This window comes from Oikeobacillus pervagus, assembly GCF_030813365.1.
In the GTDB taxonomy this organism is placed as follows: Bacteria; Bacillota; Bacilli; order Bacillales; family DSM-23947; genus Oikeobacillus; species Oikeobacillus pervagus.
On the sequence record NZ_JAUSUC010000005.1, the window covers coordinates 59,936 to 75,445 of the forward strand.

At 37.9% G+C, this 15,510-nt stretch carries 17 protein-coding genes; all 17 read right to left on the reverse strand.

What is annotated here, in order from left to right:
• Positions 1-89: 89 nt before the first annotated feature.
• The 17 genes from J2S13_RS03215 to J2S13_RS03295 all read right to left on the reverse strand — a co-directional run bounded on the left by J2S13_RS03215 (position 90) and on the right by J2S13_RS03295 (position 15,494).
• A complete protein-coding gene (locus J2S13_RS03215) occupies positions 90-1,796 on the reverse strand; it encodes a proline--tRNA ligase (RefSeq protein ID WP_307256251.1) in 1,707 nt (568 codons plus the stop codon).
• A gap of 92 nt (positions 1,797-1,888) precedes the next feature.
• Positions 1,889-3,151 carry an RIP metalloprotease RseP gene (gene rseP, locus J2S13_RS03220; protein WP_307256252.1) on the reverse strand — a complete coding sequence of 421 codons (1,263 nt, stop codon included), beginning with the start codon at positions 3,149-3,151 and terminating at the stop codon, positions 1,889-1,891.
• Between the two features lie 124 nt (positions 3,152-3,275).
• Positions 3,276-4,418: a 1-deoxy-D-xylulose-5-phosphate reductoisomerase gene (gene dxr / locus J2S13_RS03225; protein ID WP_307256253.1), complete on the reverse strand. Its 1,143-nt coding sequence runs from the start codon at positions 4,416-4,418 to the stop codon at positions 3,276-3,278.
• Between the two features lie 31 nt (positions 4,419-4,449).
• The gene (locus tag J2S13_RS03230) at positions 4,450-5,232 is read right to left on the reverse strand and encodes a phosphatidate cytidylyltransferase (RefSeq protein WP_307256255.1); all 783 of its coding nucleotides are present in this window, start codon (positions 5,230-5,232) and stop codon (positions 4,450-4,452) included.
• A 19-nt stretch (positions 5,233-5,251) separates the two neighbouring features.
• On the reverse strand, positions 5,252-6,025 hold the full coding sequence (gene uppS, locus J2S13_RS03235) for an undecaprenyl pyrophosphate synthase (protein WP_307256256.1): 774 nt from the start codon (positions 6,023-6,025) through the stop codon (positions 5,252-5,254).
• A 211-nt stretch (positions 6,026-6,236) separates the two neighbouring features.
• Positions 6,237-6,794 (reverse strand): ribosome recycling factor, encoded by a 558-nt coding sequence (gene frr, locus J2S13_RS03240; RefSeq protein WP_307256257.1) that lies wholly within the window; start codon positions 6,792-6,794, stop codon positions 6,237-6,239.
• On the reverse strand, positions 6,794-7,519 hold the full coding sequence (gene pyrH, locus J2S13_RS03245; RefSeq protein ID WP_307256258.1) for a UMP kinase: 726 nt from the start codon (positions 7,517-7,519) through the stop codon (positions 6,794-6,796). The genes frr and pyrH overlap by 1 nt, the downstream gene beginning before the upstream one ends.
• Before the next feature lie 248 nt (positions 7,520-7,767).
• A complete protein-coding gene (tsf, locus tag J2S13_RS03250) occupies positions 7,768-8,649 on the reverse strand; it encodes a translation elongation factor Ts (protein ID WP_307256259.1) in 882 nt (293 codons plus the stop codon).
• 109 nt (positions 8,650-8,758) lie between these two features.
• Entirely contained in the window at positions 8,759-9,469 is a 711-nt protein-coding gene (gene rpsB, locus J2S13_RS03255) for a 30S ribosomal protein S2 (RefSeq protein WP_307256260.1), read from the reverse strand.
• A gap of 153 nt (positions 9,470-9,622) precedes the next feature.
• Positions 9,623-10,189, reverse strand: a complete 567-nt coding sequence (locus J2S13_RS03260) for a hypothetical protein (protein ID WP_307256261.1) — start codon at positions 10,187-10,189, stop codon at positions 9,623-9,625.
• Between the two features lie 9 nt (positions 10,190-10,198).
• Positions 10,199-10,510, reverse strand: a complete 312-nt coding sequence (locus J2S13_RS03265) for a hypothetical protein (RefSeq protein WP_307256262.1) — start codon at positions 10,508-10,510, stop codon at positions 10,199-10,201.
• Between the two features lie 14 nt (positions 10,511-10,524).
• The gene (locus tag J2S13_RS03270; RefSeq protein ID WP_307256263.1) at positions 10,525-11,295 is read right to left on the reverse strand and encodes a FliA/WhiG family RNA polymerase sigma factor; all 771 of its coding nucleotides are present in this window, start codon (positions 11,293-11,295) and stop codon (positions 10,525-10,527) included.
• 166 nt (positions 11,296-11,461) lie between these two features.
• The gene (locus J2S13_RS03275) at positions 11,462-11,815 is read right to left on the reverse strand and encodes a hypothetical protein (protein ID WP_307256264.1); all 354 of its coding nucleotides are present in this window, start codon (positions 11,813-11,815) and stop codon (positions 11,462-11,464) included.
• Entirely contained in the window at positions 11,815-12,312 is a 498-nt protein-coding gene (locus J2S13_RS03280; RefSeq protein ID WP_307256265.1) for a chemotaxis protein CheD, read from the reverse strand. Before J2S13_RS03280 ends, J2S13_RS03275 begins: the two co-directional genes overlap by 1 nt.
• Entirely contained in the window at positions 12,305-12,946 is a 642-nt protein-coding gene (locus J2S13_RS03285) for a chemotaxis protein CheC (RefSeq protein WP_307256266.1), read from the reverse strand. The genes J2S13_RS03280 and J2S13_RS03285 overlap by 8 nt, the downstream gene beginning before the upstream one ends.
• 16 nt (positions 12,947-12,962) lie before the next feature.
• A complete protein-coding gene (locus tag J2S13_RS03290; protein ID WP_307256267.1) occupies positions 12,963-13,400 on the reverse strand; it encodes a chemotaxis protein CheW in 438 nt (145 codons plus the stop codon).
• 24 nt (positions 13,401-13,424) lie between these two features.
• Positions 13,425-15,494 carry a chemotaxis protein CheA gene (locus J2S13_RS03295; protein ID WP_307256268.1) on the reverse strand — a complete coding sequence of 690 codons (2,070 nt, stop codon included), beginning with the start codon at positions 15,492-15,494 and terminating at the stop codon, positions 13,425-13,427.
• Positions 15,495-15,510: the final 16 nt, after the last annotated feature.

Here is a 15,510-nt window from a genome sequence, read left to right on the forward strand (position 1 = left end):
TAAATTTTAGACATGATAAAAGGCACCAAAATGGCACCTTTCAATCATTGATATACGTATATAAAATATTCACTTCATAAGGACTTCCATTATAATTTTTGATAAATAGAATGTAAAGTTGCAACAAGATCATTACGATTTACTTCAAGTACTTCACCAGAATTTCGAATTTTCACTTCCACGATTCCTTCTGATGCTTTTTTCCCTACAGTTACACGAATTGGTAAACCAATTAAATCAGAATCAGCAAATTTAACTCCAGCACGTTCCTTGCGATCATCCATTAATACTTGGAAACGACTTTCCGTTAGGGCTTCATATAATTCTTCTGCAACGGTTCTTTGGGTTTCATCTTTCATATTCACTGGGATTAGATGAAGGTCATATGGAGAAATTTGCTTAGGCCAAATTAAGCCACGGTCATCATTAAATTGCTCTGCAATCGCTGCAACAGTACGTGATACTCCGATTCCATAGCATCCCATGATCATCGGTTGTGCTTTTCCGTTTTCATCTAGGTAGGTTGCCCCCATTGCCTCACTATATCTTGTCCCAAGTTTAAATACATGCCCTACTTCGATCCCTTTGGCAAATCGAATGGTTCCTTTTCCATCTGGAGACGGATCCCCTTCCAAAATCGTGCGAATATCTATAAACTCATCTACTTTAAAATCTTTCTCCACATTCACATGGATAAAATGATATCCTTCTTCATTTGCACCACAAACACTATTTACCATCGCCTTTATCGCATGGTCGGCAATGATTTTAATGTTCTCTTTACATTGAACGGGACCTAAAGAACCGATTGAACAACCAAGAACTTTTTCAGTGTCTTCTGGGCTTGCTAGTTCTACATTTTTAGCATTAAAAGCATTTTTCAGTTTTATATCGTTTACCTCATGATCACCGCGGACAAGGACTAATACATCCTCTTCGTCCAACTTAAAGAGAAGAGATTTGATACATTTTTCCGGAGTTGTCTTTAGGAACGAACATACCTCTTCGATTGTTTTCACATGAGGTGTTTCCACTTTCTCCTTTGGTAAAACCTCCTCATCACTCTTTTCATATTGAGTGATCACAGGAGCCATTTCAATATTTGCGGCATAATCCGAAGTATCGGAATAGGCAATCGTATCTTCTCCGACTTCAGACAGTACCATAAATTCATGTGTATCCTTTCCTCCCATTGCCCCGGAGTCAGCAATGACGGCCCGAAAATTTAACCCACAGCGACGAAAAATATTAGAATACGCTTGGAATAACTTTTGATACACTTCATCTAAACTATCTGGTGACGTATGGAAAGAATATGCATCTTTCATAATAAATTCACGGCCACGAAGGAGCCCAAATCTTGGTCTCTTTTCATCGCGGAATTTTGTTTGAATTTGATATAGCGTTAAAGGCAAGCGCTTGTATGATTTAATTTCATCCCGGACAATGCTCGTAATAACCTCTTCATGAGTCGGTCCAAGCGCAAATTCTCGGTTATGTCGGTCATGAAATCTCATTAATTCAGGTCCATAAGTATACCAACGACCTGATTCCTGCCATAGTTCTGCTTGTTGAAGAGTAGGCATTAAAATTTCAACAGCACCTGCTGCTTCCATCTCTTCACGAACGATTTCCTCCACTTTATTCAGTACTCTTTTTCCGAGTGGTAAGAAATTGTATACACCACTTGCAGATTGACGAATAAAACCTGCACGCAATAATAATTGATGGCTCTTAATGTCAGCATCAGCTGGCACTTCACGCATCGTTGGAATAAGTGTCTGACTTTGTTTCATCCTCTAGCACCTCTATTTTTGACAACAATTTATTTGCCTACCCAGCATTTCTATTCCAAGAAAAATGTCTTCCTGGATCATTTTATAAGACTTTACTGTAAAAAGAATCTTTGAATATCATTCCATGTGACAACAATCATTAGGACCATGAGCAAAGCGAATCCGACAAAATGGACAAGTCCCTCTTTTTGGCGATCAATGGGTTTCCCTCTTACTGCTTCAACGGCAAAAAACATTAGTCGACCACCATCTAAAGCAGGGATTGGAAGCAAGTTCATTATTCCTAAGTTAATACTTAGCACTCCAGCCCACTTCATCAAATAAAAGATGCCAGATTTCGCTACCATTTCCGTTGAATGATAGATCCCGACAGGCCCTGATAACATATCAATCGAGAATTTTCCTGTTACTATTTGACCTAGTACTTCGAAAATTTTCATTGTCCACATGTATGTTTCTTTCGCTCCATATGAAACAATATTAAGCGGTGATTTTTCCACCGGGTTATAGACACCAATGAGGCCAATTTTCTGTCCTTCAATCTCTTTCAATTCAGGAATAACAGGAACTTCTAATGTCTTTTCACCCCGTTCAACGGTAAATAATAATTCCTGCTTTGGATTTTTTTGGGTGACGGTTACAATATCACTCCAAGTGGAAATCTCTTCACCATTGATACTAATTACCGTATCGCCTTCTTTTAATCCAGCTTTGATAGCTGCTCCATCTTCTGATACCTTTCCTAAGACAGGATCATCTGTCGGAACACCTTGAAAAGCAGCAATGACCATAAAGACAAAGAAAGCTAATATAAAATTGAAGAAAGGTCCGGCAAAAATTGTGATCGCACGCTGTCCTAAAGTTTTGGAAGCGAATTGACGATCCCAAGGTGAAATTTGCGTTTCGACCCCATCTTCTATAATGACGGCTTCCCGATGGATTGGGAAGGAAACCATTTCTTCCTCTTCGCCATCTTCATATCCACGAATGAATAATTTATGTTCTAAATCAGCAGATTCCACTTCGATCATACGATAATCACGATAGCGATCTTTTTGATTTAAAATAATCTTTATAATTTCTTCTTGTTTATTTAAGACCACACCGATCCGATGTCCTGGTTTTAATTCAACCATTTCTGGGTCTTCCCCAGCCATTCGGACATAGCCCCCCAATGGAAGCAAACGAATCGTGTACATGGTCTCGCCTTTTTTATGAGCGAATACTTTTGGACCAAATCCAATTGCAAATTCACGAACAAGAATTCCCGCTCTTTTGGCGAAAATAAAATGCCCTAGTTCGTGAAAAAAAACAAGTGCTCCAAATATGATGATAAAGGCTATAACTGTACTCAAATGTATAACCACCTTTTTTAAAAGTGAGTCTTTTCTAAGACCAAATCATTTTTCGACCCTTGTAAAAACAAGTCAATGGGTGTCTTTCCCAAGAAAACTGCTTTAGTAAGCCTTCTTTACGTCCTTATATAAGGGAACGTACATATTGCCTTGTTTCTAAGTCTACTTCTTGAATCGTTTGCAAGTCTGGATTTGCTTGAACATGGTGTCGTTTGATTGCCTTTTCAATACAGTCTTCTATTTGTAAAAAAGAAATTTCCCCTTCTAGAAATGCAGCTACAGCGGCTTCGTTAGCTGCATTTAAGACAGTTGGTAAAGTACCCCCTGCTTTCCCAGCCTCATAAGCAAAACGCAAGCAGCGGAAACGGTCCAAATCCATTGATTCAAAATGCAGCATTCCGATCTCGGTCAAATTCAATCTTTTTGCTGCTGGAAGAACCGATCTGTCAGGATATGTTAAGGCATACTGAATCGGAACTCTCATATCAGGTGTACCTAATTGGGCAATAATTGAACGGTCATGATATTCCACCATGGAATGAATAATACTTTCCCGATGGAGAATCACATCAATTTTGTCATAAGGCATGTCAAACAACCAATGGGCTTCAATCACTTCTAACCCTTTATTCATCATTGTAGCAGAATCTATTGTTATTTTAGCACCCATTGACCAATTTGGGTGATTTAAGGCGTCTTTCACTGTCACGGACTGCAAGTCTTCTCTTGTCCGATCACGAAAACTTCCACCAGAGGCCGTTAAGATAAGGCGTTCAATGTTTTTCTCCTTCTCTCCTTGCAAGCATTGAAAAATAGCAGAGTGCTCACTATCAACCGGCAATAGTTTGACATTGTTTTCGTTTGCTGCCTGCATCACCAAGTGGCCAGCAGTAACTAATGTTTCTTTATTGGCAAGTGCAATTGTCTTCTTCGCCTCAATCGCTTGCAGTGTAGGAGATAAGCCAACACTGCCAATAACGGCATTGACTAAAATATCTGTTTCTTTATAAACACTGACTTCTACTAAGCCTTCCTCACCTGAAAGAATCTGCACGTTTGGAAATTCCCGTTTCAGGATCAATGCATCATCATTTTTGGCAACTGATACAACTTTCGGCTTAAATTCATAAATAATTTCCTGAGTTTTTTTAATGTTTTTCCCTGCAGAAAAAGCGACTAGATCAAATTGATCAGGATGTTGCTTAATGACATTTAAAGTTTGCAAACCAATCGATCCTGTCGCCCCTAATAAACCAATTTTTTTCAATATTTTCATCTCCTAAAAACATTCTGCCTGTTCAAATAATTTGAAGGATGTGTAATAAAGGAAACACAAACAACCAACTATCTGTTCTGTCTAATATCCCACCATGTCCAGGTAAAATATTTCCGGAATCCTTTACATTGTAGTGACGTTTTAATGCTGATTCAACTAAATCCCCCATTTGACCAAAGGCAGATAAAACGACGGTGGCCAAAAGAAGTTTTATCATTGAAACATCTAAATCGGCGATGAAGGCGAAAATGGCAGCGATGACGAGAGCAGTAAAGATTCCGCCGAAAAAACCCTCAATGGTTTTCTTTGGACTAATCTCTGGCCAAAGTTTTCTCTTACCAAATGATCGACCGATAAAATAGGCCCCAGAATCTGTTCCCCAAGTAATAAATAAAGCAAAAAAGACGTACTGTATGCCAGCTTCCCTCGTCTCAATTAAATAATGAAAGCCAAAACCGATATACAGGGCCACTAACATATAATAAGAGACATCATCAAATGTAAATCGATTTTTCGTCATGACCATATAAGACAAAAATAATAACATAACCATTAACACGAATGGCTGCGGAGATGTATATCCTAACTCCTCAACATATTTCTCAGGAATTAAAAGAATCCACAGCAACAGGAGTGATAAAATCCCAGCAATTATAGAAAAAGATTGATGGCGCATTTTTATTGCTTCATATAGGCCAACTGTCGCCATTAAATAAACTAAAATCATAAATGGCCAATCCCCATAAAAAACAATGGGTAAAAAGGCAGCTGCTGCAATGACAGCTGTGATGATTCTTTGCTTCATTATTGACTACTCCTCACTTTTATAGACCACCGAATCTTCGAGAACGCTTTTGATAGGCCTCAATCGCCTCCAGAAGATGCCCTTCGCTAAAATCAGGCCAAAGCACATCTGTAAACCAAAATTCGGTATAGGCAAGCTGCCATAACATGAAATTACTAAGCCGAATTTCTCCACTTGTACGTATAAGCAAATCAGGATCTCTTAAATTTTTGGTCATTAAATATTGAGAAAACATTTCTTCATTTATCGAAGTCTCGTCTATTATACCATTTTTTATATCTGCGGCCATATTTTTCACAGCGGATAAAATTTCTGTTCTACTTCCATAGTTTAAAGCAAAATTTAAGATTAATCCGTCATTCTCCTCTGTATCCTTCATCGCCTTCTTTACAGCATGAAGAGTGTGTGACGGAAGATTTTCATGATCCCCTATCATTTCTACTCTCACATTTTCTCCAATCAGTTCGGGTAAAAAAGTACCTAAAAATTCTTCAGGTAATTTCATTAAAAAATCTACCTCATTTTTCGGACGCTTCCAATTTTCAGTAGAAAAGGCATACAATGTCAATGCTTGAACCCCTAATTCATTCGCAAGCTTCGTCATTTTCCGAACCGTTTTCATCCCTTCAGAGTGACCTGCTATTCTTGGCAAGGCACGCTTTTTGGCCCAACGACCATTCCCATCCATGATAATGGCAATATGATTTGGAACTGGATATTTTTTGACTTTCTTGATTCGCTCATCAAGTGTGTCACTTTCTTTTGATTTCCAAAAATTCTTCTTATTGATCATAAAAAATCCTCCACTTTATATCCTTGCCATCTTTGTATTTTATTTATTTTACCAAAAAAATACCGGTTTTTCTTCTTTAATGACCGATTTCTTACATGTTCTTCATAAAATATTTATGTATTTGAGTTATAAACTATGTAAAATATTAAAAACCCTCTGAAATCGTTAGAGGGTTTCTTTTATTATGAAAATGTATGGAAGTAGACTCTCATTAGATCTCCATAATCTCTTTTTCTTTTTCTTTCGCCAGTTCATCTACTTTGTCGATGAATTCATCTGTTAACTTTTGAACGTCTTCTACAAGTCCATGAAGAGCATCTTCTGTAATATCCCCGCTTTTTTCGAGTTTTTTCAAATCATCATTTGCGTCACGACGGATATTTCGAACAGCGATTTTGGCTGATTCCGCTTCTTTTTTCACAAGCTTTGCCAGTTCCTTCCGACGCTCTTCTGTTAATGGTGGAATGGATAAACGAATAACTGTCCCATCACTATTAGGAGTTAATCCTAAATCAGATTTTAATATGGCTTTTTCTACATCCCCTACAACGGTCTTATCATATGGTTGGATGACAAGTAATCGTGCTTCAGGAACAGAAATCGCCGCAAGCTGGTTAATCGGCGTTGGAGCACCGTAATACTCAACAGAAATTCTATCAAGTAATGATGCATTAGCACGACCAGCTCGGATCGAAGCTAACTCCCGTGAAAATGCTTGAATCGCTTTATTCATTTTGTCTTTAGCAGCTGCAAGTACTTGTTTTGGCATTATTCTTTCCCCCTCACAATTGTTCCGATCGGTTCGCCCATCACGGCTTTTTTAATATTTCCATTTTCCATAATAGAGAATACAATAAGTGGAATATTATTGTCCATACATAAAGATGAAGCAGTAGAATCCATTACAGCTAGACCCTCTTTAATTACATCTAAATAGGTTAATTCAGTATACTTCACAGCATCTTTATTCACTTTCGGATCTGCTGAGTATACACCATCTACATTATTTTTCGCCATTAAAATGACTTCGGCTTCGATTTCAGCTGCTCTTAATGCTGCTGTAGTATCGGTTGAGAAATATGGATTTCCTGTACCAGCGGCAAAGATCACAACGCGTTTTTTCTCTAAATGACGAATAGCACGTCTTCTAATATATGGTTCCGCGACTTGGCGCATTTCTATAGATGTTTGTACACGTGTGCCAATTCCAAGTTGCTCTAGACTATCTTGTAACGCAAGGGAATTCATCACAGTCGCAAGCATCCCCATATAATCGGCTGTAGCACGGTCCATCCCCATTTCACTGCCGATTTTGCCACGCCATATATTTCCACCGCCAACGACGACTGCTACTTCCACATTTAACTCTGAAATTTCTTTCACTTGTTCTGCAATTGATTTAATGACACTAGGATTAATTCCGAAGCCTTCGTTACCTGCTAGGGCTTCACCGCTTAATTTTAATACAACTCGTTTATATTTTGGAATGCTCATGTGAACCTCCGTATGTAAAATGTTCGTAACTAATTTATTTAATGTTGTCTGATTTTTTTCATTCAGGAATGCTAACCTGGTCTTTCTGAAAATTTCCTTCCGTATATGAAATCCGAAGAAGATATCTACTTTTGTTGTTAGGGATTCATGAGTTTAACAACTTTTATATGAAATCCCTTACCAAATAATATGGCAAGGGACTTCTATTAAGTGTTCAGTAAAGCATTTTATCCGTTAAAAGCTTACAATTATTTTTTCACTTGGTTCATTACTTCTTCAGCGAAGTTATCTTGACGTTTTTCAATTCCTTCTCCAACTTCATAACGAACAAGTTCAGTTACTTTTGCACCTTTTGATTCTACGAATTGACGAACTTTTTGATCTGAGTTTTTAACAAAGGTTTGATCAAGCAAGCAGATTTCTTCGAAGAATTTTCCTAGGCGACCTTCAACCATTTTAGCAACAATTTTTTCTGGTTTGCCTTCGTTTAATGCTTGTTGTGTTAATACTTCACGCTCATGATCTGTTTCTTCTTTAGAAACTTGGTCACGGGAAATATATTTAGGGTTAAGAGCTGCAGCATGCATCGCAACATCTTTCGCTGCCTCTGCATCTGTAGTACCTTCAAGAACAGTTAGTACGCCAATGCGTCCTCCCATGTGTAGGTACTCACCAAATGCATCGTTGTCGCCTTTTGTTTTCACTTCAAAGCGGCGAAGGGTTAATTTCTCTCCAATCTTTGCAATGGCTTCATTAATGTTTTCACTTACAGTTTTGCCATTTTCCATTTTTTGCTCAAGAGCTGCTTCTACTGTTGCAGGCTTGTTTTTGAGAAGATGTGCTGCTAATCCTTTAACAAGATCTTGGAATCCTTCGTTTTTTGCAACGAAGTCCGTTTCTGAGTTCACTTCTAGAATTACAGCATCATTGCCTTCGCTCAAAATAAATGTTGTACCTTCAGCTGCGATACGGTCTGCTTTTTTGGCCGCTTTCGCAATTCCTTTTTCACGAAGGAAATCAATCGCTTTTTCCATGTCTCCATTTGTTTCTGTTAACGCTTTTTTACAGTCCATCATTCCAGCGCCTGTTTTTCCGCGCAATTCTTTAACCATTTGAGCAGTAATCGCCATAACTATTTTTCCTCCTTTTATATGTACATCTAAACAAAGTTAGATTATGTTCCTTCTTCAAAAAAAGGTGATAAGGGTGTTTCCCTCTTATCACCTTTTCCTACCTTACTTACTCAGCAGCAACTGCAGCTGTTTCTTCACCTTGTTTCGCTTCTAAAATCGCATCAGCCATTTTAGAAGTTAAAAGTTTAACCGCACGAATTGCGTCATCATTTGCAGGAATTACGTAATCAATTTCATCAGGGTCACAGTTTGTATCAACAATTCCAACGATTGGAATATTTAATTTACGTGCTTCTGCTACAGCAATTCTTTCTTTGCGAGGGTCTACGATAAATAGAGCATCAGGAAGCTCTTTCATATCTTTAATACCGCCTAAGAATTTCACAAGTTTTTCATGTTCTTTTCTAAGCATAACTACTTCTTTTTTTGGAAGAACATCAAATGTTCCATCCTCTTCCATTTTTTCAATATTTTTTAAACGTTGAACGCGTTTTTGGATCGTTTGGAAGTTTGTTAATGTTCCGCCTAACCAGCGTTGGTTCACAAAGTATTGGCCAGAACGTTCTGCTTCATCTTTCACAGATTCTTGTGCTTGTTTTTTTGTACCAACGAAAAGAACTTTACCACCATCAGCAGCTAGATCTTTTACGAAGTTGAAAGCTTCTTCAACTTTTTTCACTGTTTTTTGAAGGTCGATAATGTAAATTCCGTTACGCTCCTGGAAAATGTATTTTTTCATTTTTGGGTTCCAACGGCGTGTTTGGTGTCCGAAGTGTACACCTGCTTCAAGCAATTGTTTCATTGAAATAACTGACATAAATTTTTCCTCCTAAATGGTTTTTAGTTTCCTCCGCTCTCTTCATTTTTAAGCAGAAACTATTAGAAAAAATAGCACCTTCCGCTTAAATCCAAAAGCGTGTGTATTAACACCATTTGTAAATATACCATAATCATTTTTTCCAATCAAGGATTATTGACGATTTGTTTGAAATTTAAGCAAAAGCTCAATTTCTGTTTGCCCCTTATCTAATTTCTTAGCAATTTCCGCAATCGATAAACCTTGTTTTTGCAAAAAAAGGACTTCTTCAAGAAATGATTTCTCCTTAATAGGAGTTTCAGGAATCTTTTCTTCCTCTGTTTCCACAAGTTTAGAATCTTGTTGAAGTGTTTGTTGATACCCTTTCACTGCTCTCATTCTCTGTAAATTGCCAACCGAAATCGACTGTGTTTTGTCCTCTGCTTGTTTTGGGTTCAAATTAGGTAGACCCTTCTCTTTTTTGTCATGTTCTTGAGATCTTTCTTCATCTTGAACGGATGCTTCCTTATGATGAATCTGATTGAGTCTTTTAATAAATTGTTCGTTTTCTTCTTTTAATTCTAGCATATACGATGACATCGCCTCTTCCATGTCACGGATCATCATCTCTTGATCCTTTCTTAATTCAACCAAGCGATTTTGCCTCATAAATAACAAAATAATAGCTAGAAAGGCAATTGCATTCAAAATAAAAGAAGTGATGATGAAAAAAGTAATCATGTTATCTCCTCATCCGCTAATATCAATTTGCTTTCCTTTGTAAGGGTGTTTGCTTTCTTTTTGCCGTTTTTTCTTATTTTTTTGATTTTGGTGCTGACGCTCGACTGGTGAATGTTCCTTTGACTGGCGTTCTTTAAGATGTAACTCTTCTTTTTGTTCACTTTGATGAACCATCTTTCGTTTTCGTTCCAATTGTTTTTCCGTATTCTCTGCAGCATGTTCCTGAAGCAATTGGCCCTGTTGCTGTTGTTGATTCGATATTTTCCCGGCTTCATGTGTTCTTGGAAGAGCGATTTGCATTTCGACCGATTTCAAGCTCATTTTTCAACACACCTTTATTTGTTGTTCACAAGGGAAAGTTGCTTTTTCAATTTTTGCAATGCCTTCGAATGAATTTGCGAAATACGTGAGGTTGATAATGTTAAAACCTCCCCAATTTCGGTCAAGGTTAATTCTTCTTTGTAGAAAAGACTTAAGACGATTTGCTCCTTCTCTGTCAGCTTTTCGATTTGTTCCGATAATTCCTTTATTTGTTCTTCTTTAATGATATATTCTTCAGGTGTTCTCATCATCTCATCACGAATGGCAAAGGATTTCCCATCCGGATCGTCTTGATCATGAACATGCTCATCTATCGATAAAATATTGCCAAAAAAATGTTCATTTAATGTTTGTTGAACATCCTCAACCGTTATATTTAACTGTTTGGCAACTTCTTCTGGTGTGACATGCCGTAAATACTCCTGTTCTAATTCCTCAATCTTTGCTTCAATTTTCTTTGTCTTTTCCCTCGTTCCTCTTGGCAACCAATCCTCTTTCCTAAGCCCGTCTAAAATAGCCCCGCGAATTCTAAAGGATGCATATGTATCAAACTTCAAGTCTCTTGAAGGATCGAATTTTCTTAAAGCGTCCACAAGGCCCATGAAACCCAAACTTTTGATTTCCTCTTTATTCACATTTTTAGGGAGGCCCACTGCAATTCGTTGGACATGAAAGGAGACAAGTGGAGTGTATTTTTTGACTAATAGATCACCAGCATAAGTATCTTGAGAGTGTAACCAAAGATCCCATAATTTCCGTTCTTCCATTACTTGAATTTGTGACATAATTCTCCCCCTATGAATAGATAGCATGAGAAATCGCAATTGAAAATTTTTTAATATTAAACAAATGATTTATACATTAAGAAAAATCATCTTGTAACAACCACACTGCTTAACAAATACGCCCCGATAAAGTTCTTTTTGAACGAATAAAAATCATTTCGCTTCTTTATGATTCCTTCATCATCGATTGGATCGCCTTCGCTATGTCTTCACTTTGATCTTTTTCTCCATTTATCAAATTCTCTTCAACGTCTTTTTTTCGTATTTGAGTTATTTGATCATCACCTGATTGAATTGAATCTGGATGATCAATCTCGGAGTCTTCCGAAGTTTGATCATCTGTTATCCAAATTAGCTTACAAAGCCATCTTATTAAAAAGGCTAGAATGAAAAAGAATCCACCTGTAAGGAATGATCCAATCAGTACAGGGGCAGGTCTCCCGTCTTGAAATGCCAGTAAAAAATAGAACGTAAAGCCCCCAACGAAAAGCCAGATATTCCAAAAAAGATTTCCAATCATTAAATGGAATGCACCCCTTTGTTCACCGTACGGATTTCTAACATCGTCGTTTGAGGATCGAACTCAATCGTTCTTCCCCGGTTTCCACCTACATCTTCCGAAAGAAGTTGAATATTAAAGGCTTTTAATTGTTGTTTTACTGCGTCGACATTTCGAGGTCCTATTCGCATTAAATCGTTTTGTGAATTAAAATGAAACATTTGAGCACCACCTGCCATTTTAGCTTTTAACCGAAAAGCTCCAGCCCCTTCCCTCTTCATCCGTTCCACAAGTTCAGGAATGGCTGTATCGGCGAATTTCGCTTTATTAATTTCCTTACCCTTGGCTAAATTTGAATCAGGCAACATGACATGAGCGAGTCCCGCTAAACGAATTCTTTCATCATAGATGACTACTCCCACACATGAACCAAGCCCAGATGTTCGAATCGTATTCGGGGATCGTACAATATTTAAGTCGGCGATTCCTACTTTCACTACCGTTTGTGAACTATTCATTTAGCGGAACCCCAAGTGAACGAAAGATAATTTGGAACGCTTCAGGATCTGGAAGAAGGAAAAAATGCCCTTTAATCGCTTCATTGGCACTTACATCCATTTCTTTTAATGCTGTATCGATAACAATCACAAAATCACTAAGCTGAGAAATCTCAATTAACCCAAAGCTTATCATTGCCCCAACCATATCAACGGACAGTTCTGGAACAGATGGATATAGATTCAATCCCGTAAAATCACTTAGGGCACTTAAATAGGAACCGGATAAAATATTTCCTACTTCTTGCATGGCGGACAGGCCTAATTCAGAACAGGGTGGGGTTGTGAAAGAAAATGCGTCATCTCCGGTAATCTTTTGAACAAAATAAGTAGCTTGCTCCAAAGGTAAGACAAAAAACATACTGCCTTTGGCATCCCCATCAATTCGCAAAAACACACTTACGGCAACATATTCCGCTCCCCCAGCTAAATCGATCATCTCATCAAAGCTTGCAACACGAACATCAGGGACTTTCATATCGATTTTTCTATTTAATAGACTGGAAAGTGCAGTAGCGGCATGGCCCGCTCCAATATTTCCAATTTCCTTTAAAATATCTAGATGGATTGTCTTTATATTTTTATAAAAACTCATATTCTTTACAGCCCCGTCAATTCAATACTTTTTCTAAACTTAATAGAATGAGAAGTCTTTTTTCTAGTTTTGCTACCCCTGTTATATAGTCTGCCTCCACAGCCCCCACTACTTCTGGCTGTGGTTCAATAGCTTCAGACGGGATATCTAATACATCATTGGCACCGTCCACCACAAGTCCTACTTCCAAGTCATCGATCGCAGCGATGATGATTCTTGTCGTATCATCATATGTTTCATTCGGAAGCTGAAATCTCTTTCTTAAATCAATGATCGGAGTGACAACCCCTCGTAAATTAATCACTCCTTTCACAAATGGCGACGTTCCTGGTACACGTGTAATATGCATCAATTTCTCAATTGATCGTACTTGTCGGACAGGAAGGGCATACTCTTTTTCCATCAATTGAAAAGCAATCACCTTTAAAGTGGTTGTAGATTGTGTAGTTGTCATTTCCTTCACTCCTTTCACTAAAACTTATTTAATTAAAGAATTACAATCTACTATTAAAGCGACTTGGCCATCCCCCAAGATTGTTGCACCGGAAATGGCAAAAACATTGGTTAAATAGTCTCCAAGGGATTTTAATACCACTTCTTGTTGCCCAATAAAGGAGTCGACAACAAGGCCCGCCATTTTATCCCCCTTGCGAACAACTACGATGGAGTAGAAATCATCCTCTTCGTTTTCATTCGGCACTTCAAACACCTCTTCTAAAAAGACAAGAGGCACAACTTTCCCTCGGAAATCGATCACTTTCTGATTATGGGCATTCAGTATATCTTCTTTTTTCACAATAGCTGTTTCAATAATGGATGAGAGGGGGATCGCATATTTTTCTTTTTCTACTTCTACTAACATGACCGAAATGATCGACAACGTAAGTGGCAGCTGAATCGAGAAAATTGAACCTGTTCCCTCAACTGAATCAATGGTAATCGATCCACCCAGCGATTCAATCGTCGTTTTCACAACATCAAGGCCCACTCCACGACCCGAAACATCAGACACTTTCTCAGCAGTAGAAAAACCGGAAGCTAATATTAATTCATATACTTGTTTATCTGTCAAAGTTTCAGCCACTTCTTCAGATACTACACCTTTTGAAAGGGCTTTATGTAATACTTTTTCCCGGTTAATTCCTGCTCCATCATCCTCAATTTCTATGAAAACGTGATTCCCACTATGGTAAGCCTTTAAAACAACCGTCCCTTCTTCAGGCTTTCCATTTGCTTTTCGAACCTCTGGGGTTTCAATCCCATGATCGAGTGCATTTCGGATTAAATGAACTAATGGATCTCCAATCTCATCAATAACAGTTCGATCCAATTCAGTTTCTGCCCCAACAATTTCCAAATTGATTTGTTTATTCAAGTCACGAGCTAACTTGCGAACCATGCGCGGAAAACGGTTAAATACCGTCTCTACTGGAACCATTCTCATATTTAAAATAATATTTTGAAGATCTCCAGAGATTCTTGACATCCTTTCTACAGTTTCATTCAATTCAGGATGGTTTAAATCAGTAGAGATTTGTTCTAGACGACCGCGGTCAATGACAAGCTCTTCAAATAAATTCATTAATATATCCAGTCTTTCGATATTGACACGAATCGTTTTATTAGAAACCACTTGTTGTTTTTTGCTTGATTTTTTCGCTGTAGAAGATGTCGTCTGTTTCTTCTTATTCTGGGACGTTTGACTTGTAGTAGCATTGTTTTTTTGTACGTGATCCTGGTCTTTTGCGATTTTTTCCTCTTTCTCAACGGACTTTTTCCGCAAGAATTCAGCTGATATTTCCGTCCCCACAACGGATTCCACTTCAGATACTTTCATGACTTTCTTCTCAATATCTTCTTTAGGCTCTTTGGTTACAATGGTGACCATGAAACTGTCATCAAATTGTTCATCTTCTAGCTGTTCGACTGATGGAGTGGATTTAATCACTTCTCCGCATTTTTCCAAGACTTCAAAAATCATATAGACACGAGCAGCCTTTAACAAACAATCTGATCTTAATCGCACCGTCATTTCATAGCAAGAGAACCCTTGTTCTGTTGATTGTTGAATGACCGTCAATTCAAATTCATCATATTGTTGATTCGTTGATACAGATTCTTCTGCAACAGCAGCTGCTACTTCTTGAGAGGGATCACTTTCTAAACTTTCCCCTTTTTCGATTTTTTGAAGCTTTTGCACGATTTCCGTTACATTACGCTTTCCATCTCCTCCAGCTGCAATATCCAACACCATCGCTTCTAAATCATCTACTGATGCAAACACAACATCTAATAGTTCAACCGTCACTTGAATTTTATGATTGCGGATTCCGTCAAGCACATTCTCCATTTTATGTGTTAGGTTGGCTAAATCTTCATATCCCATCGTTGCGGACATTCCTTTTAATGTATGGGCCGAACGAAAAATTTCATTTACGATGTCAAGATTTTCTGGATTTTTTTCTAGTTCTAGAAGATGTTCGTTAACTGATTGTAAATGCTCCTTACTTTCATCAATAAATACATCTAAATATTGATTCAATTCCATGAATCGTCCACCTCTT

Coding starts and splice junctions, on each gene's coding strand:
- J2S13_RS03275 (WP_307256264.1), bottom strand. CDS start 11,815: ATGATTGGAAATCTTTTTTGGAATATCTGGCTTTTCGTTGGGGGCTTT.
- J2S13_RS03280 (WP_307256265.1), bottom strand. CDS start 12,312: ATGAATAGTTCACAAACGGTAGTGAAAGTAGGAATCGCCGACTTAAAT.
- J2S13_RS03215 (WP_307256251.1), bottom strand. CDS start 1,796: ATGAAACAAAGTCAGACACTTATTCCAACGATGCGTGAAGTGCCAGCT.
- J2S13_RS03265 (WP_307256262.1), bottom strand. CDS start 10,510: ATGAGCTTGAAATCGGTCGAAATGCAAATCGCTCTTCCAAGAACACAT.
- J2S13_RS03260 (WP_307256261.1), bottom strand. CDS start 10,189: ATGATTACTTTTTTCATCATCACTTCTTTTATTTTGAATGCAATTGCC.
- J2S13_RS03290 (WP_307256267.1), bottom strand. CDS start 13,400: ATGACAACTACACAATCTACAACCACTTTAAAGGTGATTGCTTTTCAA.
- uppS (WP_307256256.1), bottom strand. CDS start 6,025: ATGATCAATAAGAAGAATTTTTGGAAATCAAAAGAAAGTGACACACTT.
- rpsB (WP_307256260.1), bottom strand. CDS start 9,469: ATGTCAGTTATTTCAATGAAACAATTGCTTGAAGCAGGTGTACACTTC.
- J2S13_RS03230 (WP_307256255.1), bottom strand. CDS start 5,232: ATGAAGCAAAGAATCATCACAGCTGTCATTGCAGCAGCTGCCTTTTTA.
- J2S13_RS03270 (WP_307256263.1), bottom strand. CDS start 11,295: ATGTCACAAATTCAAGTAATGGAAGAACGGAAATTATGGGATCTTTGG.
- J2S13_RS03295 (WP_307256268.1), bottom strand. CDS start 15,494: ATGGAATTGAATCAATATTTAGATGTATTTATTGATGAAAGTAAGGAG.
- tsf (WP_307256259.1), bottom strand. CDS start 8,649: ATGGCGATTACTGCTCAAATGGTTAAAGAATTGCGCGGAAAAACAGGC.
- pyrH (WP_307256258.1), bottom strand. CDS start 7,519: ATGAGCATTCCAAAATATAAACGAGTTGTATTAAAATTAAGCGGTGAA.
- frr (WP_307256257.1), bottom strand. CDS start 6,794: ATGCCAAAACAAGTACTTGCAGCTGCTAAAGACAAAATGAATAAAGCG.
- J2S13_RS03285 (WP_307256266.1), bottom strand. CDS start 12,946: ATGAGTTTTTATAAAAATATAAAGACAATCCATCTAGATATTTTAAAG.